Here is a 19,437-nt window from a genome sequence, read left to right on the forward strand (position 1 = left end):
ATAGGCGCGCTCCTGTCAGCTTTCACGCCGCAAGAGTGCGCCAATTTCTTCGCCGCAGCAGGATATGATCCGGATTAAGTCGAATCCGCTCTAGACGGCTTCGGCGCAAGCGCGATGCGGCCATGACGGGTTTTGCGCAGGCGCGCAGGCGCGGGCGGCGATCACATTTCGCAAAAATTGCTCCGCGCTGGCGCGCCATGTGTAGCGCGACGACAGCGCGTGCGCGGTTTCGCGCGGAATGTTCAGCGCCGCAAGGCAGGCGGCGCGCAGGTCGTTCGACAGGACGCCGGCGGCGCTGTCGCCGATCACGTCGATCGGCCCCTGCACGGGATAGGCGGCGACGGGAACGCCGCAGGCGAGCGCTTCCAACAGGACGATGCCGAACGTGTCGGTCAGGCTGGGGAAGACGAAGACATCGGCGCTGGCGTAGAGTTGCGCCAATTCCTCGCCGCGCTTCATGCCGAGAAAACGCGCCCGCGGAAAGGCCGCCTCCAGTCCGGCGCGCGCGGGGCCGTCGCCCACCACGACCTTGGTTCCCGGCAGGTCGAGCGAGAGAAAAGCCTCGATGTTTTTCTCCGGCGCGACCCGGCCGACGTAAAGGAAGATGGGGCCCGGCAGGTCCAGCACGCTGTCGCGGGGATAAAACAGAGTGTGGTCGACGCCGCGCGACCAGATCATCGGCTTGCGAAAGCCGCGCGATTCCAACTCGTCCGCGAGCCGCTGCGTCGAGGCCATCAGCCCCGCGCCGGCATTATGAAAACTGCGCAGCGCCGCATAGGACAGCCCGAGGGGGAAACGGGTGCGGGCATACAGATATTCGGGAAAGCGCGTGTGATAACTGGTGGTGAAGACCACATTGCGCATCAGGCACAGGCGGCGGGCGGTCAGGCCCAGCGGCCCCTCGGTGGCGATGTGGATGTGGTCCGGCGCAATGGCGTCGATGCGTTTTTCGACCTCCCAGGGGGAGGCCAGCGCCAGCCTGATCTCGCGATAGGTCGGCATCGGCGCGGTCGGAAAGCCTTGCGGGGTGAGAAAATCCATGGTCGCGCCGATTTCGGGCAAGGCGCGCGACACCGCCTCGAGCGTGTGCACCACGCCATTGACCTGGGGACGCCAGGCGTCCGTGACGACGAGGATGCGCATCAGGCGGCCGGGAACAAATGTGTCTTCATGACGAAGCTAGAACCACATTCATGTTGCGCCCGCGTGACAGGGGAAGCCCCTAAGCGATCCGCGTCGTCACCTCGCCGACGCCCTCGATTTCGCCGTTCAATAGGTCGCCCGCGCTCACCGCGCCGACCCCGGCGGGCGTTCCCGTAAAGATCAGATCGCCCGGCGCCAGCGCCACATAGGTCGAGAGAATGGCAATGATTTCGGCGACCGACCAGATCATCTCCGCGAGATCGCCCTGCTGGCGGCCCGCGCCGTTGACGCTGAGGCTTATGCGGCCCTTGCCGACGTCGCCGCAGGCGCCTGCGGGTCGGATCAGGCCCAAGGGCGCGGAGGCGTCAAATCCTTTGGCCATGTCCCAGGGGCGTCCCGCCTTTTTCGCTTCGGCTTGCAGATCGCGGCGGGTGAGGTCGATGCCGGCGGCATAACCAAAAATCAGCGCCTTGGCGTCCGCCAGCGCCACATTCGCGCCACCCGCGCCGAGCGCGACCACCAGTTCGATCTCGTGATGGAGATTTTGGGTGAGGCTGGGGTAGGGCGCGTCGGCACCTTCGGTGACGAGCGAATCCGCGGGCTTGGTGAAGAAGAACGGCGGATTGCGCTGGGGATCGCCGCCCATTTCGCGCGCGTGGTCGGCGTAATTCTGGCCGACGCAAAAGATGCGCCGCACCGGAAACAGCCCGCCGCCGGCGACGGGCGCGCAAACTTGAGGCGGCGGCGCGATAACGAAAGCACTCATGATTTCACTCCGCGGGTTGGGCGGCGGGCAGCGGCGCCTCACGATCGGCCACAGGCAGGTTGAGCAAAGCGGAGATCACGCCGAGCGCGATCGACAGCAGCCAGATCGACGTGTACGAACCCGTCGCTTCGCGCGCAAAACCGCCGAGCAGCACGCCGAAAAACCCGCCGAGTTGATGCAGGAAAAAGGCGAAGCCGTAAAGCATCGACAGGTTTCCCGCGCCGAACATGCGGCCGATCACCCCCGAGGTCGGCGGCACCGTCGACAGCCACAGCAAGCCGGTGACCGCGGCGAAGATCAGCGTGGTTTCGGCCGTCGCGGGCAGCGCAATGAACACCGCCGTGGCGAGCGATCGTGCGAAATAGATGAAGGCGAGAATATAGGGCCGCGAGACGAAACCGCCGAGCCAGCCGGAGAGCAGCGAGCCGAAAATGTTGAAGATTCCGACCAGCGCGAATGCCCAGGCGCCGAGTTGCGGCGACAGCCCGGATTCCACCACATAGCGCTGGAAATGCACGGTGATGAAGGCGAGCTGGAAGCCGCAGGTGAAAAACCCCAGGGACAGCAGCACATAGGATTTGTGGGCCATCGCGCGGCGGAACACCGCGCCCTGCCCGCCGCTCGCGGAAAAATCGCTGGGCGCTGTTTTCAACACGAAGGCGAGCGGCGCGATCAGCGCGGTGACGCCGGCGAAGATCAGGCAGGTGGTCTCCCAGCCCATTTGGGCGACGAGGCCGCCGGCGAGCGGCGAGAACAGGAACTGGCCGAACGAGCCCGCCGCTGTCGCCGCGCCGAAGGCGTAGGACAGGCGCTGGGGCGGCAGCAGTTTGGCGAAGGCGCCGAGCACGAGATTGAACGAGGCGCCCGACAGGCCCAGGCCAATCAACAGCCCCGCCGACAGGTCGAAGGTGAGGCCGGAAGGCGCCACGCTCATCAGCGCCAGCCCGAGCGCATAAAACAGGCCGCCTAGGATCAGCACCGGACGCGCGCCGAACCGGTCGGCCATGGCGCCGGCAAACGGTTGTCCCAGCCCCCAGAGCAGGTTCTGCAGCGCCAATGCGATGGCGAAATGGCCGGCGCCCCAGTCGCGGCTGGCGAAGATCGGCAGTTGGAACACGCCCATCACCGAACGCGGCCCGAAGGAGAGGAGGGCGATCAGGCAGCCGGCGGCGAAGACCAGGGCGGCCGGAAATTTTTTGGGCGCGTCGGACAGGTTCGCTCTCCTCGTCGAGATTGGGGACTGGATCGAATGGCGCGTCAGTCGCTGGCCGCTGCAAGCGACGCCTCGCGCCATTCAACCGCGCTCGTTTGCAAGATAGCGTACCCGACGCAAGCCGTCCTTGCGCGGTTGCGAAACCGAGCCACCGTTTTCGCAAAAGTTTTGCGTCCTATAGTCTCGCTCGCGTCGGAATCGACCGGGGGAGCGTCATGCCAGGACTTGTTGCCATCTTTGCGCCGCGCCATTGGGCGCTGCTGGTCAGCCTGTGCGGCCTCGTCTGGGCGTCCTTTCTGGCGCTGCATGCCGGCGGCGTCTGGCTGTTGTTGGTCGCCTTCTTCGGGTTCTTCAGCGCGCTCGGCGTCTACGATCTGGTCCAGACCCGGCATGCGGTGCTGCGCAATTACCCGATCCTGGCCCACTTGCGCTTCCTGCTCGAAGAAATGCGCCCGGAGATTCGCCAATATTTCTTCGAGAGCGAGACCGATGGCGCGCCGTTTTCGCGCGACCGCCGTGCTCTGGTCTACCAGCGCGCCAAGATGCAACTGGACAAGCGGCCGTTCGGCACCCACCTCGCCACCTATTCCGACGGCTACGAATGGCTGCTGCATTCCTTCGCGCCGCGGCCGTTGGCCGATCCGGATTTCCGCATCAAGATCGGCAGACCCGAGTGCTCAAAGCCTTATTCCGCGTCGGTGTTCAACATTTCCGCCATGAGTTTTGGCGCGCTCAGCGCCAATGCGATCCGCGCGTTGAACGGCGGCGCCAAAGCCGGCGGCTTCGCCCATGACACCGGCGAGGGCTCGCTGTCGCCCTATCACGAGGAGCAGGGCGGCGACATCATCTGGGAGATCGGCTCGGGCTATTTCGGCTGCCGCACGCTCGAGGGCGCCTTCAGCGAAGAGAAATTCGCGGAGACCGCGCAAAAGCCGCAAATCAAGATGATCGAGATCAAGCTCAGCCAGGGCGCCAAGCCCGGCCATGGCGGGGTTCTGCCCGCAGCCAAGGTGACGCCGGAAATCGCGCGGATTCGCGGCGTGCCCTTTGGTAAAGATTGCGTGTCGCCGGCCGCCCACAGCGCCTTCAAGACGCCGCTGGAGCTGATCGCCTTTCTGGCGCGGCTGCGCCAATTGTCCGGCGGCAAGCCGGTCGGGATCAAATTCTGCCTGGGCCAGCCCGGCGAATTCTTGGCGCTGGTCAAGGCCATGCTGGAGCTGGGGACCGCGCCGGATTTTCTCGTGGTCGACGGCAAGGAGGGCGGCACCGGCGCCGCGCCCGAAGAATTCATGGACCATCTGGGGACGCCGCTCCGCGAGGGCCTGAGCTTCGTCCATAATGCGCTGGTCGGCGCGGGCTTGCGCGAAAACATCCGCATCGGCTGCTCAGGCAAAATCACCACGGCTTTCGACATCGCCCGCGCCATGGCGCTCGGCGCGGATTGGTGCAATTCCGCGCGCGGCTTCATGTTCGCGGTCGGCTGCATCCAATCGCTGTCTTGCCACACCGACACCTGCCCGACCGGTGTGGCGACACAGGACCCGCTGCGCGGCCGCGCGCTGGTGGTGCCGGACAAGATCGCGCGCGTCGCCAATTATCACCGCGCCACCTTGCATTGTCTGGCGGAGCTGGTGGCGGCGGCGGGCCTCGACCATCCCGGCGCCTTCACCCTCGACCAGTTCCGGCGGCGCGTGTCGGAAACCCGCGTGGCCAGTTTCGCCGATCTCTATCCGGCATTGGCGCCCGGCGAATTCTTGCGCGGCGCGCGCGATGCCGATTTGCGCGCCTTGTGGGAGCGAGCGACCCCCAACACTTTCTCCGCGTCGCGGGTTTGAGCGAGATCCAAGGCGCCCTCGTTCAAGGCATGCTTTGGACTGGAATACCCTCCCGGCTCCCTCTGGCGCGAGAGGGGCTTTCTGCAGCAGCGCTGTTGCGAAGCCGCGCGCGAAGGGGCGCGTCCCAGGCGTTGTGCAAACCATAGGCGAGGGCGACGAGCGCCGCGACGAAGATGAAGCCGGAATAGGGTGCGTAGGCCATGGCGTCGATGTGGAACTGGCGTTTCAGCACGGTGTCGGCGGCATGGTAGAGCGGAACGTGGCCGATATAGACCGCATAGGAGATCGCGCCGAGCCGTCTGAACGGCCCGCGCCAGGAGTCCGGCGCCGGGAAAACCAGCGCCATGAACAGGCAGGCCGGCAGTCCCGCCAGCAGGATGACCGCAATGGACCCATTGGTGATCCATCGGCTTTCGACGGGCGCCATCAGCATTGCGCAGACCGCGACGAGGGGGATCAGCGACATCAACCCGGACTCGCCCGCACTCGCGCGCATAGCGAGCCGATAGATGATGACGCCGTAAGTGAACGAGAACAGCACGCGCGCCAGCCCGGTCTCGAACACGCCCTGGCAGGTCATTGCGATGTCGAGGGCGCCGGGTTGGTTGATCGCTTGGACGATGAACAGCGTGGCGGCCGCGCCGCAGACACACGCCAGGGTTTTGATCGACTTGTCATGCAGCGCCACGCCGTAAACGACAGAAATCAAAAGTTCGAAGAAAATCGACCAGGCCGGACCATCGAACGGGAAAACAGACCCATCGATCCAAATGCAGGGCAGGAACAGCAGCGATGAGCCGAGCTTGGCGAAATCGGCGCCGGTCAGTGGGCCGGCGGCGGCGTGATTTGCGAAGCCGACCAAGGTGAACAGCGCATAGAGAGGGTAGAGGCGGATCAGCCGCAGCCCGATATAGCGCCCGCTCGAAAGCTTTCCCGTGCGCAGCTTGTCTTCGTAGGAATGTGCGAGGACGGCGCCGCTCAACAGGAAGAACAGATCGACGGCAAGGCCGCTGATCGGGAAGTCATAGGTCCCGAGCCAACCGACATGGCGGTCGACGATGAGAAACGCTGCGGCGCCGCGCATGGCTTCGAGCGTGTAAAACATGGGTTTTCGGCTGACAGCGGGACGCATGGCGTGAAATGCTGTTTGCATCAGCAGGCTTTCAGAGAATTGATGAAAGAACGTGGGCGGGATACGAGTCCGAATCGTCGTCCGGCTCAGCTAATAAAGTGGAAATATAGGAAGAAACGTCAGTTTTGGGTTGACGTTGGGTAAAATCCGTTCGCGGCGCCGCGCAATCAGCGCAAGAGCAGGCGCGTCACTTCTTGATGAACTGGGCGACGCGGCGCGGCAGTTCCGGTTCGACCATGGCGGCGCGCTTGGCGTCCATGTCGCGCCGCAACCGCCCATAGACGAAATTGGTCAGGCCTCGGCGCAGGCCGCCGGCGACCATCATCGCCAGGACGAGGACCGGCACCGCCGCGCCAGCGGCGAGAACGGCAAGCAGAAAATCGTGGGCGCCGCCGTGGACTTGCGACAGCAGGCCGAATTTCGGCCCGAAGGCGTAAAAGCCGAGGCCGGCGCCGACCAGGCCGATCACGCCGTTGAAAATGAAGCCAAAACCGTTCTCGCGGAAGGCGAGGTGCGAGAAATAGCCGAACAGCAGGCCGAACACGATCAGCAGCAGCGCAATGAGATCGCGCTGGTCCGCCTGCAGGCCGTCATAACCGAGCAGGTGGACCAATGCGTCAAGGCCTGGCACGGACGATTTCCCGCCATAGGCCTGGGCCAGGGCAGGCAGGCCGCCCGCCAGGAAAAAGACGGGCGCGAAGACAAAAACGTGACGCGGGCTGAACATGGCGCGAGGCCTCCGGCGCCCGCGCGCGCTCAATCGCGCGCAAGCCTCTGCTCAGGCTAGCCTCGCGCGATTGAAATTTCGTTAAGTTTTAGCGCCCTTAGGTCAGGCGCGCTCACATGTTCGGGTAGTTCGGGCCGCCGCCGCCTTCCGGCGTGGTCCAGGTGATGTTCTGCGCGGGGTCCTTGATGTCGCAGGTTTTGCAATGCACGCAATTCTGCGCATTGATGACGAAGCGCGGATCGGCCTTGGTCGCCTCGTCGCCATAGACCACTTCATAGACCCCGGCCGGGCAATAGAGCCGCGCCGGCTCGCCATAGAGCGGCAGGTTCTTTTCGATCGGGATGTTCGGGTCCTTCAGCCGCAGATGGATCGGCTGGTCTTCCTCGTGATTGGTGTTGGAGAGGAACACGGAGGAAAGCTTGTCGAAGGAAATCACGCCGTCGGGCTTGGGATAGGCGATCGGCGTCACCTCGCTCAGCAATTTCAGCGTCGCGTAATCCGGCTTGCCGTGGCCCAAAGTGCCGAACAGGCTGAAGCCCAACGTGTTGGTCCACATGTCGAAGCCCGCGAGCGACATGCCGATATAGGTCCCGTATTTCGACCACAGCGGCTTGGCGTTGCGCACCGGCTTCAGATCCTTGCCGATCGGGCCGTCGCGCCAGCCCGAATCATAGGCCGACAATTCGTCATGGGCGCGTCCGGCGGCCAGGGCCTGGGCCGCCGCCTCCGCCGCCTCGATGCCCGACAGCATGGCGTTATGCGTGCCCTTGATGCGGGGCACATTGATGAAGCCCGCCGCGCAGCCGAGCAGCGTTCCGCCGGGGAACGCCACCTTCGGCGCGGATTGCCAGCCGCCCTCGGTCAGCGCGCGCGCGCCATAGGCGATGCGCTTGCCGCCGACGAACGTGTCGCGGACGCTGGGGTGCTGCTTCCAGCGCTGGAACTCGTCGAACGGCGACAGCGTGGGATTCTTGTAGTTGAGATGGAGGACGAAGCCGACGGCGACCTGATTGTCCTCGATATGATAGAGGAACGAGCCGCCGCCGGTGTGGGCGTCGAGCGGCCAGCCGAACGAATGCTGCACCAGCCCCGGATGATGCTTGGCGGGATCGATCTGCCACAGCTCCTTGATGCCGATGCCGTATTTCTGCGGCTCCTTCCCGGAATCGAGGCCGTATTTGGCGATGATCTGCTTGCTGAGCGAGCCGCGCGCGCCCTCGGCGAAAAAGGTGTATTTGCCGCGCAGCTCCATGCCGCGGGTGAAGGAATCCTTGGGTTTGCCGTCGCGGCCCACGCCCATGTCGCCGGTGGCGACGCCGAGCACTTCGCCCTTGTCGCCATAAAGCACTTCCGCCGCGGCGAAGCCCGGATAGATTTCGACGCCGAGCTCCTCAGCCTTCACGGCCAGCCAGCGGCAGACATTCGCGAGCGAGCCGACGAAATTGCCGTGGTTGTTCAGCAAGGGCGGCATGAGAGCGTTGGGCAGCTTGAAGGCGCCCGTCTCCGTCAGGAAGCGGAACTGGTCCTCGTGGACCTCCACGGTGAGCGGTCGCGTGGGGTCTTCGCGCCAGTCCGGCAGCAGCTTGTCGAGGCCGACGGGATCGATAACCACGCCGGAAAGGATGTGAGCGCCGACTTCCGAGCCTTTTTCGACCACGACCACGGTGAAATCAGGGTTGATCTGCTTCAGCCGGATCGCGGCGGAAAGGCCGGCCGGGCCGCCGCCGACGATGACGACGTCATAATCCATGGACTCGCGAGGTTCGAGTTCGCTCATTTCCGCATCTCCCGCCAGAGTGGCCTTTTGCTCCTGTCTTAGCGGTTCGCGCGTCCGTGTCCACTGGTCGGAAGGCGATCGCGCGCGTTTTTTGCCGCAGTGCGAAATGGACGGCCCGGCGCTGAGCAGTTAGAAACGGCCATGATCGACCTGACGGCGCTCGACCGGGAGGGCGCGGCGGCCTTGCTGCGCTTTTATCGCGACATTGGCGTGGAAACGCTGGTGGCGGAAAGCCCGTTCGACCGTTTCGCGCAATCGCAGGCGGAATTTTCGCAGCCCAAGCCGACGCCGCCTCCGCAGGTGGAAAGAGCCCGCCCCGCGCCTGTCGTCGCGCCCAAGCCGCCCGCTGCGCCAAGAACGCCGATGCCGGTCAAGCCGGCGGCCGCGCTGAGCCATGATGCGGCGACGGCCAGCGCCCGCGAGCAGGCGGCCAGCGCCCAAACGCTGGATGAATTGCGCGAAAGACTCGCCGCCTTCGACGGCTGCGCGCTGAAAAACTCTGCAACCCAACTGGTGTTCGCCGATGGCGCGCCCGAGGCGCGGGTGATGCTGATCGGCGAGGGGCCGGGCGCCGACGAGGATCGAATCGGCCGCCCCTTCGTTGGCCGGGCCGGCCAATTGCTGGACAAGATGCTCGCCGCCATCGGGCTCGATCGCACAAAAGTCTATATCGCCAATGTCGTGCCCTGGCGTCCGCCGGGCAACCGCACGCCGACGCCGCAGGAACTGGCGCTGTGCCTGCCCTTCGTCCGCCGCCAGATCGAATTGGTCGCACCGGATTTTCTGGTGCTGCTCGGGGCCTGCGCGGCGCAGACGGTTTTGGACGAGAAAGAGGGGATCATGCGGCTGCGCGGCCATTGGCGCGATTATGCGTGCGGCGGCAAAACCATTCGCGCCCTGCCGATGCTGCACCCCGCCTATCTGCTGCGCGCGCCGCTGAAAAAAGCCGAGGCGTGGCGCGACCTGCGCGCTCTGAAAAAGGCCATGGATCATGCCGGCTCATTTTGACGTCGAGCGCGAACTGATCGCGCAGGGTTTTGCCCTGGTGGCCGGCATTGACGAGGTCGGGCGCGGCCCGCTCGCCGGCCCGGTCTGCGTCGCCGCGGTGATTCTCGACCCGCAAAACCTGCCGGCTGGCCTGGACGATTCCAAAAAACTCTCGGCGAAGCGCAGGCTGGCGCTCGCGGAAGAGATTTATGCCTCGGCGCTGGCGATTTCCGTGGTAATGGCGCCGGCGGCCGAGGTGGACGCGCTCAACATCAGGGGCGCGACGCTCGCCGCCATGGTCCGCGCCGCGCGCACCTTGGCGCGGACGCCGGCTTTCGCCCTGATCGACGGGCGCGATGCGCCAGAGCTGATCTGTCCCGCGCGCGCGCTGGTCGATGGCGACGCCATCTCCATGTCGATCGCCGCCGCCTCGATCGTCGCCAAGGTCGCGCGCGACAATCTGATGCAGCGGCTGGACCTTCTCTATCCCGTCTACGGATTTGCGGCGCACGCCGGTTATGGCACCGCAGCGCATCTGGCGGCGCTGCGGCTGCATGGTCCGTGCCCCGAACATCGCCGCTCCTTTGCGCCCGTGCGGGCGGTCGCGAGCCTGGACGCGCGCCTGGAGCGCGCCCAGAGCGGCGGTGCTGTTGACGTTAGGTAAGCCTAAGAAACGGTTAAGGGTTTCGTTCGGAAAAGGGACACAACTCCGGCTGGTTTTTAAACTCCGTCTTTACCCTGGCGCGTCTAATTTCGCTTTGTCAGTCAGTCGCGTTCAGGTTCGAGTGCATGAGTATCCAACGCGCCGGGGCGGCCGGCTCAAGAGTCCAGAAACTGGTTTCGCGTACTGGACTTCAGCCGGTTTCTCGCCCGGGCGCGTTTGGCGCCCCCGCGATCCCATCCCCCAAAAGGCTGGCGGCCTCCCAAGAAAGGCTTGCGCCGCCTGTCGACGAGATCCTCGTCGGCGACTGCATCAATAGCCTGCAAAACTTGCCCGAAGCCAGCGTTGACCTGGTGTTCGCCGACCCGCCGTACAATCTGCAGCTCGAAGGTGGCCTGACCCGTCCCGACCAGAGCGAAGTCGATGCGGTGGACGACGATTGGGACAAGTTCGCCTCCTTCGCCGATTACGACCGTTTCACCCGCGACTGGCTGGCCGCCGCCCAGCGGGCGATGAAGCCCGACGCCACTTTGTTCGTCATCGGCTCCTACCACAATATTTTCCGCGTCGGCGCGATCCTCCAGGACCTGGGCTTCTGGATCCTCAACGACATCGTCTGGCGTAAGGCCAATCCGATGCCGAATTTTCGCGGGCGCCGCTTTACCAACGCCCACGAAACCCTGATTTGGGCGAGCAAGGGGCCGAACGCCAAGGGCTACACCTTCAATTACGAAGCGCTCAAGGCCGGCAACGAGGATTGCCAGCTGCGCTCGGACTGGTTTTTCCCGATCTGCACCGGCACCGAACGGCTCAAGGACGAGAAGGGCAAAAAGGTTCATCCCACGCAGAAACCGGAAGCTTTGCTCGCCCGCATCATGATGGCGGCGTCCAGACCCGGCGATGTCGTGCTCGATCCCTTTTTCGGCACGGGCACGACGGGCGCGGTGGCGAAAAAGCTTGGGCGCCGGTTCATCGGCTGCGAACGCGATCCCGGCTATATCGCCGCGGCGAGGGAAAGAATCGCCGCCGTTGAGCCGCTGCCGGAAGGCGCCTTCCTGACCCCGCTGCCGAAGCGCCAGGAAAAGCGCGTCGCCTTCGCCAGTCTGGTCGAGGCGGGGCTGATCGCCGCCGGCGCCGAACTGTTTGACGAAAAGAAACGCTGGCGGGTGGTGGTGCGCGCCGACGGCGCCGTCGCGCTCGGCGATATTGTCGGCTCGATCCACAAGATCGGCGCGCTGGCGCAGGGCCTGCCCGCCTGCAACGGCTGGACGTTTTGGCGCTGCGTCGACAAGGGCGCGGAGATTTCGATCGACGATCTGCGCGCCCGCTTCCGCTCGGCGACGCCGGACGAGGAGTGAGCGCCTTTGTCATCAAGGCGAAATCTCCGCCTTAATAAAGTCTTTACCCTGTCGTTTTCAATCTGCGTCGGAATGAGCTAACGACGCGCCATGACCTATCTTCACCCGCCGCCCGGCGACGCCCCGGTGATCGTCACCAAGGACGTCGGCGGTTATGTCGATCAATACGCCGCGATGACCCGTCTCTACGCCGAGACCGGGCGCGAGGTGCGGCTGCACGAATGCCGCTCCGCCTGCACGCTGGCGCTGAGCCTGCCCAATGTCTGCGTCTATCCGAGCAGCCTGCTGAAATTCCACAAGGCCTATAATCCGCTCAACAAGGAGGCCAATGACGAGGTCTCGGACCAGTTGATGGCCTCCTATCCCGCGGCGGTGCGCGAGCGGCTCGGCGAGCTGACCCGCACCTACAAGGTTTTGACGGGCTCCGAACTCATTCGCCTCGGGATTCGCGATTGCAACCGGCCCGCCGGCCCCGCCTACGCGGTCGCGCGGGCGCGACCAAAACCCGGAGGCGCCGAACCCGGTTTCCTCAGCAAGGTCGCCGAAATGCTGTCGCCGACGCCGACGGCCGTTCGGGTCGAGCCCCGACGCGCCCAGGTCGCCGCCGCGCCGGTCAAGCCGACGAAACCCGAGCCGGCGGCGCCCCCGCCTGAGGTCGCGCCCTCCGCGCCCCCTGCCGCGCCGCCCGAGGCCGCGCCAGCGAAGCCGGAGCCCACGTCGGAGGCCCCGTTGCCGCCGGTTCGTCCCGCCGATCTCACCCCGCCGCCGGTCGCGCCACCGCCGGCGTCGCCTCAGGTCGCCGTTCCCGAGCCGCCTTCCGTTGCGCCCGAAACCGGGGACGTGCCGACGCCGCCCACGCGTCCCGCCGACCTCAACCCGCCGCCCGCGCAGGTCGCCGCCCCCGCGCCGCCCATTCGTCCGCCCGAGGCGCAGGCGCCCGCTTGGACCCGCCGCATCGCCGGCTCGGCGCCGATCCTGGCGACGGCGCGGTTCGCGCCCTTCTTCTATCGCCTGCTGCGCAAAGGCTGAGAGGGAGGCGTTCACCGCCGCCGGAAAACGCCCGTCAGTTGCGGCGCGCCGTCGGTTTTGACCAGCCCGCGCTCAGCCAAATCCTCGAGCGCGGCGAGGGTGGACAGCGCCGCCGCGCCTTTCAGACGGGGATCGAGCTTTTCGTAAACGCGCTCGACGATTTCTGGGATTTCTTGCGCGCCGGCCTCCAGCGCCGTGAGAATCGAGGTCTCGCGCGCGCGTCGGTGATGCAACAGCGCGCGGACAAAACGCTGGGGTTGCGAAATCGGCCCGCCGTGCCCCGGCCAGTAGATCGCATGATCGGCCTCGCGCAGCCGGGCGAGCGAGTCCATATAGGGCCGCATCGCGCCATCCGGCGGCGCCACGATCGAGGTGGACCAGCCCATGATGTGATCGCCGGTGAACAAAGCCCGTTCTTGCGCCAGTTCGAAGCACAGATGGTTCATCGTGTGCCCCGGCGTCTCCCAGATTTTCAGCGCATAGCCCGGTCCGGCGACGATCTCGCCGTCGCTCAACACCCGGTCGGGCGCATGATCCGTGTCGTTGGAGGCGTCGAGCTTGTTGGTCTCGCCGAGCGCCAGATCGCGCGCCGGAAAATGCGGCGCGCATCCCAAAATTTCCGCGCCCGTCGCCTGTTGCAGCAAGCGGGCGGCCGGGGAGTGGTCGCGATGCGTATGGGTGACCAGGATTTTTGTCACCCGCTCGCCTTCCAGACTGGCGAGCAGCGCGTCAATATGTTCGGGAAGGTCGGGGCCGGGATCGATGACCACGACATCGCCGGCGCCGACAATATAAGTGCAGGTGCCCGTAAAGGTGAAAGGGCCGGGATTGGGCGCGACCAACCGGCGCACCAGCGGCGAGACGCGCTGCATCTCGCCGGCCGGCGCGGAAAAACTCAGATCGAAACGCGGCTCTTCGTCAATGTCGGTCATGGCGGCAGTCTGCGCCGCAAACGCCTGCGATCCAAGCCTTAATTGGTCTTTGTCGCGGTCCAGCGGCCGCCGCAGTAATCGGCGTTGGCCGACCAGGCGCCCGAAGCCGACGAACCCTTCACCGTCCCATTGGCGCGCAGCGCCCGCTCGCCCTGGCTGAACCGGCCGACGACCGTGTTGCTGGCGTCGATATAGCCCCAGGCTTCTCCGTTCGCGCCGTCGACGCCGACCACCTTGGCCTCACGGATGGTGATGACCACATTGGCCGAGGGCGTGCAATTGCCGACCGTGGTCTGCAGGGACATGCGCCATTTGCCGTCAAAGGCGCGAGAGGCGAGGCCTCCGTCCTGGGCCAGCGCAGGCAGTGGCGAGAGAACAAGAAGCAGGGGAACGAGCTTGCGGGCGGCGCGCACGGAAAACCTCCGATGTCGGTATTTGCCGTACCGCTGCCACGTTTTCGCCGGATTGCAAAGGGACGAAAGCGCAAGCGGCGCCGTTTTATCGGCGCCGCAGCAAAAAGGCCACGCCGGTTCAGGCGGCGTCGAGCGCCGCCGTCAGTTGCGCCAGCACGTCGCTGCCGACAAAGACGAAATCGGCGACGCCGGCTTCGCGTAAAGACGCTTCCAGATCGCCGGGGCGGCCGGCGAACCAGACGGTCGCGCCAGCGTCCTTCAGCGCCTTGGCGGCGGCAACGCCGCTTTCGGCGTAAAGCGCGTCGGACGAGCACAGCACCGCGAGCTTGGCGCCGGAGGCCTTGAAGCCCGCCGCCAGCGCGGCCGGATCGGCAAAACCGTCGTTGGACAGGGCTTCGATGCCGCCGGCTTCAAAGAAGTTTTTGGCGAAGGTGGCGCGGGCGGTGAAAGCGGCGATCGGGCCGAGGTTCGCCAAAAAGATTTTCGGCCGGGCGCCCACGGCTTCCGCCTTGTCGCGCAGAGCCTCGAACGGCTGCGCCACCCGCTGCGGCGCGAGCGCCTTGGGGTTTGCGGCGGGCGCAGCCGGCGCCGGGATCAAGACGGCCACGGGCTTTTCGTGGATGTCGGGGAATTCCGAGGCGCCCGTCAGCGGCTCCTTTCGCCGCGCGGCCGCCTTGGCGCGCTCATTGGCGATCTTAGCGATTTCGCTGGCGATCAGGCCGCTGGCGAGCGCCTTGGCGAGGCCGCCGGCCTTTTCAATGTCCTGGAACAGGCTGTAGGCGCGTTCGACCAGCGAATCGGTGAGCGCCTCGACGCCGCCCGAGCCGGCGGCGGGGTCGGCGACCTTGCCGAGATTGGATTCCTCGAGCAGGACCAACTGGGTGTTGCGGGCGATGCGGCGCGCGAGCGCGTCGGGCAGGCCGAGCGCCTGGGTGAAGGGCAGGACGGCGATGCTGTCGGCGCCGCCAAGGCCCGCGGAAAACACAGCGACCGTCGAGCGCAACAGGTTCACCCAGGGGTCGCGGCGGGTCATCATGCGCCAGGCGGTTTCGCCATGGACGCGAATCGGACGCGGCGTAAGCCCGCAGGCGGTCTCGATGCTGGCCCAGAGACGGCGCAGGGCGCGGAATTTGGCCAGGCTCAAGAATTCGTCGGCGTCGGCGGCGAGGCGGAAGTCGATCTTTTCGCGCGCCTCCTCCAGCGACAGGCCGCCGGCCTCGAGCGCGCGCAGGTAATCGACGCCCGCCGCCAGCGCAAAGGCGAGTTCCTGGGCGGGCGAGCCGCCGGCGGCATGGACGATGCGGCCGTCCGCCGCCAAAACCCCGCCAAAACCTTTTTCGTGGAGCGCCTTGACCCGCGCGGCCAGGGCGAGGCCGGCTTTTTGCCAATCCAGCGTCTCGCCGGAGAGCGCAGCGGCGCCCAGCGGATCGAGTCCGAGCGAAAGATCGAGCTTTTTCAAGTCATGGCCGGCGACGCGCGTCTCAATCGCCGCGACAATGGCCTCGTTGTCCCCGGGCAGATCGAAAATAATGCGCAGGCCCGCGTCGAGATAAACGCCATCGAGCGCCGGGGCGAGGGCGGCGGCGTCCTTCAGGCCGAACCCATAGGCTCCCGCCGAGCCCGCGAACACCACATGCAGGCCGTTGGCGCCGTTTTCCAGATCGGTCAGCGCCAGCTTGTTGGCTTCCGCGCCCTCCGGATGATCGATGCGCGCCGTCACCGCCCAATCGCCGGCCCCGCGGAAGGCGCGGGGTTTTCCCGACGCGCGGGCGTAAAGCGGCTGGATGTCGAACCCGTCATAGGTCTTGGAGATCAGGCGGGAGAATGGCGCGCCCTTGAGCGCGGTTTCGACCTTCTGCCGCCATTGCTCTTCGGTGGCGGGGGCGAACACATCGGCGAAGGGCGTGGCGGTTTCGGTCGCTGCCATGACAAGTCTCCTATTTCGCGCCCTTTTGCCACGTCGCGCGGCCGCGCGCACCTTGTCTTTTGGCGAAGGGAAATCTTTACGTCATGTTCATTCCTGGCTTCCGAGATAGGACCCATATTGCGACTCGGAGCCTTTTGCCATGGACTCGATTTTCCCGATCCTCATTTTTGTTTTTGCAGGGCTTTGGCCGGCGCTCGGCATGGTCAAGGGCCTCGATTACGTTGAGCGCATGGGCAGGCCGGTCGATACGCCCGATCTTTGGCTCGTCACGTGGGTAATCACCGCGATCTTGCTCTATTGCGCCGTCCACAGCGCGCTTGATCCGCACTTTCTGACCAAGGGGCAACCGGAACGCGAAAGCGATGCGGCAATCCCGCGCGCGGTCAAGGCGCTGTTGTTTTTCTGGGCGGCGCAGCCCTTGCCCGCGCTCTGGTTGATCATCCGAAGCAAACGCCGCAATTAACAAATGTTAACACTTTTCGGTTCCAAGATCAGCCCCAGACGCCGTGTCGCCGGTCCCATTGTCGCCGTGTTTCTCCCTCAGAAACGGCCGAGATTCTGCTATTGGAAGTGAAAGCTGATGTTTGCGCGAAAGATGGCGGCGAGCTTCGCCGTGCTCTCCCTGGCCCTTGCCCCGGCCCTGTCGGGCTGCTCGACGGTGAGCATGGCCGAGGGCGGCTCCCATCTCGGCTCGCAGATGCAGTCGAGTCTTTCCAACGGCGTCTCCAATGTCGGCGGCATTTTTTCCGGCGGACCCGATGCGCCCGCCTATTCGACCCGCATTTTCGTCGTCTCCACGCGAAAAGGCGGCAATCATTCGACCGAGCTGACGCCGGGCGCCGTGGCGCGCTATTCGCTCGACACGATCACCGTGCCGCCGGGCCATGAGGCGGGCGATCTGGAGCGTCCGAACTGGGGCGCGCCGGACCCGCGCCGCCACATCGCGGTCGCCGAACATTCGGAGCTGGATGGCCGCGAATTCCGCAACCAGCTCGCCGCCCAGATTTCCGGCCGGGTCGGCCTCGCCCGCGACGTGCTGGTCTATGTCCATGGGTTCAACACATCGCTCGACGACGCGCGCTTCCGGGAGGCGCAATTGGTGGTCGACGGCAATTTCTCCGGCGTCCCCGTGCTGTTCACCTGGCCGTCCAAATCGGCCTTGCTCGCCTATGGCGCGGACAAGGAAAGCGCCACCGCCTCGCGCGACGCCTATCTGAAGATGCTCAACGAGATTGCGGCGACGCCGGGCGTCGGCCACGTGCACATTCTCGCGCACAGCATGGGCACCTGGCTCACCATGGAGACGCTGCGCGAGGCCGCGCTTTCCGGCTCGCCCGATCTCAACGGCAAGCTCGGCCAGGTGCTGCTGGCGGCGCCGGACATCGATCTCTCCGTGTTCCGGCAGCAGATCTCCCGGCTCGATGCGTCGAAATTCTCGGTGTTCGTGTCGAAGGGCGACCGCGCCCTGCAATTGTCCGCGGGTCTGCAGGGCGACCGCCGCCTCGGCTCGCTCGACCCCGGCTCGAACCGGGACCGCGAGCTGATCGACGGCCTCGGCGTCTCCGTCTACGACATCTCAGCCTTTTCCAGCGGCCTGATCGGCCACGACAATTACGCCAACGCCCCGGCCGTGGTGAGCCAGATCGGCGCGACGCTGAACAAGGCGCCCGCCGACCAGGGACAAGCGGTGATCGACGCCGGCGCCGACCGCAGCGTGCGCCCGGACCCCAAAGCGATCACCACAACGGATTTGGCGCCGGTTGCCGCCGAACAGAAGCCCGCGCAATAATGCCTCGACACATGTCAGGAGCGGCGGCGTAACCGCGCGCCCGCCCTGAATGATCGGGAGGGCTCAGTGGCGACCAATCCCTATGAGGTTCTCGGCGTGCGCGCGTCGGCTTCGGCGGCCGAAATCCAAAAGGCTTACAGGGCGCTGGCGAAAAAGCTGCACCCTGACCTCAATCCCGGCGACACAGCGTCCGAAGAGAAGTTCAAGGAGGTCACGGCCTCCTACGATCTGCTGCGCGATCCTGAAAAGCGCAAGCGCTTTGACGACGGCGAGATCGACGCCTCCGGGATGGAGCGGCCGCCGCGACACTATTACCGGGATTATTCCGACGCGGCCAATGGCCATTCCTACGCCAGCAACGCCGGCTTCACCGATTTTTCCGAAGACGACGATCCCTTCGCCGAGCTGCTCAGGCGCAGCCAGCGCGCCCGCGCCAACAGGCGCGGCGAGGATTTGCATTTCCGGCTGCCCATCGCCTTCGTCGACTCGATCACCGGCGCGAGCAAGCGGATCGCGCTGCCGGACGGCGGCGCGCTCGACGTGACCATCCCGCCGGGACTGGTCGACGGCCAGACGCTGCGTCTGAAAGGAAAAGGCGCGCCGGGTCTGGGGGAGGGCGGCCCGGGCGACGCCCTCATCGAGATCGAAGTGCTGCCCGACCCGCGTTTCGCCCGGGATGGCGACAATATCGTGCTGGACCTGCCGATCTCGCTGCGAGAGGCCGTGCTCGGCGCCAGAATCCGCGTCCCGACGCCGACCGGAGAGGTCGAGATGGCGCTTCCCAAGGGCTCGAACACCGGAACGACGCTTCGCCTGAAGGGCAAGGGCGCGCCCCGCCGCGGCGGCGGCCATGGCGACGAACTCGTCAAGTTGAAGGTGGTGCTGCCCAAGCCGCCGGATCCCGCGCTTGAAGCCTTTGTGGAGACATGGAGCGAGGCCGACAGGTTCAACCCGCGCGAAGGCATGCCGTCATGATCATGACCCGACAAGCATTTCTGGTGACGTCAGGGATTGACGGGCAAATGCTGGAATTCTGGCTGGAGCAGCAATGGCTGATTCCCCAGGACGGCCCCGACGGCCCCGCTTTTTCCGACGGGGATGTGGCGCGGGCGCATTTCATCCTCGACCTGAAGCGCGATTTCGGCGTCAATGATGAAGGCGTGGGGCTGGTCCTGCATCTCGTGGACCAGCTCCACGGCATGCGCCGCGCCTTCGCGCTGTTGAAGAACGAAATGAGCGCAGGCCGCTCCGACCTATGACTTGTCGGCCTGGGGAGCGGGATTGGCGTCGCCGCCCAGCAGCGCCTTCAGCTTCTCGCTCTCCTCCGCCGACAGCGGCGCGGGGGCGGCGGGTTCGGCCTTGCGGTTCCGGCTCTTGCGCCAGAGGAAAAAGCCGCCCACGGCGAACAAGGCGAAGGGCGAGAGCCACAAAGCCGCCGTGTCCCATTCGAACGGCGGTTTCAGCAGAACGAAATTGCCGTAGCGGTCGACCAGAAACGTCTTGATCTCCTGGTCGCTCTTGCCCGCCTTGAGCTGCTCGCGCACCAGGGTGCGCAAATCCCGCGCCAGCGAGGCGTCGGAATCGTCGATGGACTGGTTCTGGCAGACGAGGCAGCGCAATCCCGCCGAAATCTCTCTCGCCCGCGTTTCCAGCTTGGGGTCGGCCAAAATTTCGTCCGGTTGCAACGCATGGACAGGCGAGGCCAAGGCGCTCAGGGCAAGGAAGGCAATAAGGGTCTTGCGCATCTG

General features: G+C 65.7%; 19 protein-coding genes. 9 read left to right on the top strand and 10 right to left on the bottom strand.

Going from position 1 to position 19,437, the window contains the following annotated elements:
- Positions 1 to 90 precede the first annotated feature (90 nt).
- The 3 genes from M2320_RS21070 to M2320_RS21080 all read right to left on the bottom strand — a co-directional run bounded on the left by M2320_RS21070 (position 91) and on the right by M2320_RS21080 (position 3,203).
- Positions 91 to 1,143, bottom strand: coding sequence for a glycosyltransferase family 1 protein (locus M2320_RS21070; RefSeq protein ID WP_319801458.1), 1,053 nt, complete (start codon positions 1,141 to 1,143; stop codon positions 91 to 93).
- Positions 1,144 to 1,222: 79 nt separating this feature from the next.
- Positions 1,223 to 1,909, bottom strand: coding sequence for a fumarylacetoacetate hydrolase family protein (locus M2320_RS21075; RefSeq protein WP_264598970.1), 687 nt, complete (start codon positions 1,907 to 1,909; stop codon positions 1,223 to 1,225).
- Positions 1,910 to 1,913: 4 nt separating this feature from the next.
- On the bottom strand, positions 1,914 to 3,203 hold the full coding sequence (locus M2320_RS21080; RefSeq protein ID WP_264598971.1) for an MFS transporter: 1,290 nt from the start codon (positions 3,201 to 3,203) through the stop codon (positions 1,914 to 1,916).
- Positions 3,204 to 3,337: 134 nt separating this feature from the next.
- On the opposite strand from M2320_RS21080, the gene M2320_RS21085 reads away from it, so the two are divergent.
- Positions 3,338 to 4,957 carry an FMN-binding glutamate synthase family protein gene (locus M2320_RS21085; RefSeq protein WP_264598972.1) on the top strand — a complete coding sequence of 540 codons (1,620 nt, stop codon included), beginning with the start codon at positions 3,338 to 3,340 and terminating at the stop codon, positions 4,955 to 4,957.
- A 22-nt stretch (positions 4,958 to 4,979) separates the two neighbouring features.
- Here the strand turns inward: M2320_RS21085 and M2320_RS21090 are convergent, their stop codons facing one another.
- The 3 genes from M2320_RS21090 to M2320_RS21100 all read right to left on the bottom strand — a co-directional run bounded on the left by M2320_RS21090 (position 4,980) and on the right by M2320_RS21100 (position 8,593).
- Entirely contained in the window at positions 4,980 to 6,110 is a 1,131-nt protein-coding gene (locus tag M2320_RS21090) for an acyltransferase family protein (protein ID WP_264598973.1), read from the bottom strand.
- 166 nt (positions 6,111 to 6,276) lie between these two features.
- Positions 6,277 to 6,816 carry a hypothetical protein gene (locus M2320_RS21095; protein WP_264598974.1) on the bottom strand — a complete coding sequence of 180 codons (540 nt, stop codon included), beginning with the start codon at positions 6,814 to 6,816 and terminating at the stop codon, positions 6,277 to 6,279.
- Positions 6,817 to 6,928: 112 nt separating this feature from the next.
- Positions 6,929 to 8,593, bottom strand: coding sequence for an electron transfer flavoprotein-ubiquinone oxidoreductase (locus M2320_RS21100; RefSeq protein WP_264598975.1), 1,665 nt, complete (start codon positions 8,591 to 8,593; stop codon positions 6,929 to 6,931).
- A 141-nt stretch (positions 8,594 to 8,734) separates the two neighbouring features.
- On the opposite strand from M2320_RS21100, the gene M2320_RS21105 reads away from it, so the two are divergent.
- From M2320_RS21105 to M2320_RS21120, 4 genes are all read left to right on the top strand, one after another.
- Positions 8,735 to 9,601: a uracil-DNA glycosylase gene (locus M2320_RS21105; RefSeq protein WP_264598976.1), complete on the top strand. Its 867-nt coding sequence runs from the start codon at positions 8,735 to 8,737 to the stop codon at positions 9,599 to 9,601.
- Entirely contained in the window at positions 9,585 to 10,244 is a 660-nt protein-coding gene (locus M2320_RS21110; protein ID WP_264598977.1) for a ribonuclease HII, read from the top strand. The genes M2320_RS21105 and M2320_RS21110 overlap by 17 nt, the downstream gene beginning before the upstream one ends.
- 125 nt (positions 10,245 to 10,369) lie before the next feature.
- Entirely contained in the window at positions 10,370 to 11,599 is a 1,230-nt protein-coding gene (locus M2320_RS21115) for a site-specific DNA-methyltransferase (protein ID WP_264598978.1), read from the top strand.
- Between the two features lie 90 nt (positions 11,600 to 11,689).
- Entirely contained in the window at positions 11,690 to 12,628 is a 939-nt protein-coding gene (locus M2320_RS21120) for a hypothetical protein (RefSeq protein WP_264598979.1), read from the top strand.
- Between the two features lie 11 nt (positions 12,629 to 12,639).
- Here M2320_RS21120 and M2320_RS21125 read toward each other — a convergent pair whose 3' ends face one another.
- From M2320_RS21125 to M2320_RS21135, 3 genes are all read right to left on the bottom strand, one after another.
- Entirely contained in the window at positions 12,640 to 13,560 is a 921-nt protein-coding gene (locus tag M2320_RS21125; protein WP_264598980.1) for an MBL fold metallo-hydrolase, read from the bottom strand.
- A 38-nt stretch (positions 13,561 to 13,598) separates the two neighbouring features.
- Positions 13,599 to 13,973, bottom strand: a complete 375-nt coding sequence (locus tag M2320_RS21130) for a hypothetical protein (protein WP_184427264.1) — start codon at positions 13,971 to 13,973, stop codon at positions 13,599 to 13,601.
- A 118-nt stretch (positions 13,974 to 14,091) separates the two neighbouring features.
- Positions 14,092 to 15,900 (bottom strand): methylmalonyl-CoA mutase subunit beta, encoded by a 1,809-nt coding sequence (locus M2320_RS21135; protein ID WP_264598981.1) that lies wholly within the window; start codon positions 15,898 to 15,900, stop codon positions 14,092 to 14,094.
- Between the two features lie 139 nt (positions 15,901 to 16,039).
- On the opposite strand from M2320_RS21135, the gene M2320_RS21140 reads away from it, so the two are divergent.
- From M2320_RS21140 to M2320_RS21155, 4 genes are all read left to right on the top strand, one after another.
- Positions 16,040 to 16,363 carry a hypothetical protein gene (locus M2320_RS21140; protein ID WP_264598982.1) on the top strand — a complete coding sequence of 108 codons (324 nt, stop codon included), beginning with the start codon at positions 16,040 to 16,042 and terminating at the stop codon, positions 16,361 to 16,363.
- A gap of 117 nt (positions 16,364 to 16,480) precedes the next feature.
- Entirely contained in the window at positions 16,481 to 17,689 is a 1,209-nt protein-coding gene (locus M2320_RS21145; protein WP_184427267.1) for an alpha/beta hydrolase, read from the top strand.
- Positions 17,690 to 17,755: 66 nt separating this feature from the next.
- On the top strand, positions 17,756 to 18,664 hold the full coding sequence (locus tag M2320_RS21150) for a J domain-containing protein (RefSeq protein ID WP_264598983.1): 909 nt from the start codon (positions 17,756 to 17,758) through the stop codon (positions 18,662 to 18,664).
- Positions 18,661 to 18,948, top strand: coding sequence for a chaperone modulator CbpM (locus tag M2320_RS21155; RefSeq protein ID WP_319801459.1), 288 nt, complete (start codon positions 18,661 to 18,663; stop codon positions 18,946 to 18,948). Before M2320_RS21150 ends, M2320_RS21155 begins: the two co-directional genes overlap by 4 nt.
- Here the strand turns inward: M2320_RS21155 and M2320_RS21160 are convergent.
- Positions 18,943 to 19,434, bottom strand: coding sequence for a cytochrome c-type biogenesis protein (locus M2320_RS21160; RefSeq protein WP_264598984.1), 492 nt, complete (start codon positions 19,432 to 19,434; stop codon positions 18,943 to 18,945). The two genes, M2320_RS21155 and M2320_RS21160, sit on opposite strands and share 6 nt — an antisense overlap.
- Positions 19,435 to 19,437: the final 3 nt, after the last annotated feature.

It is taken from the genome of Rhodoblastus acidophilus (genome assembly GCF_025961575.1).
Classification (GTDB): Bacteria; Pseudomonadota; Alphaproteobacteria; order Rhizobiales; family Beijerinckiaceae; genus Rhodoblastus; species Rhodoblastus acidophilus_C.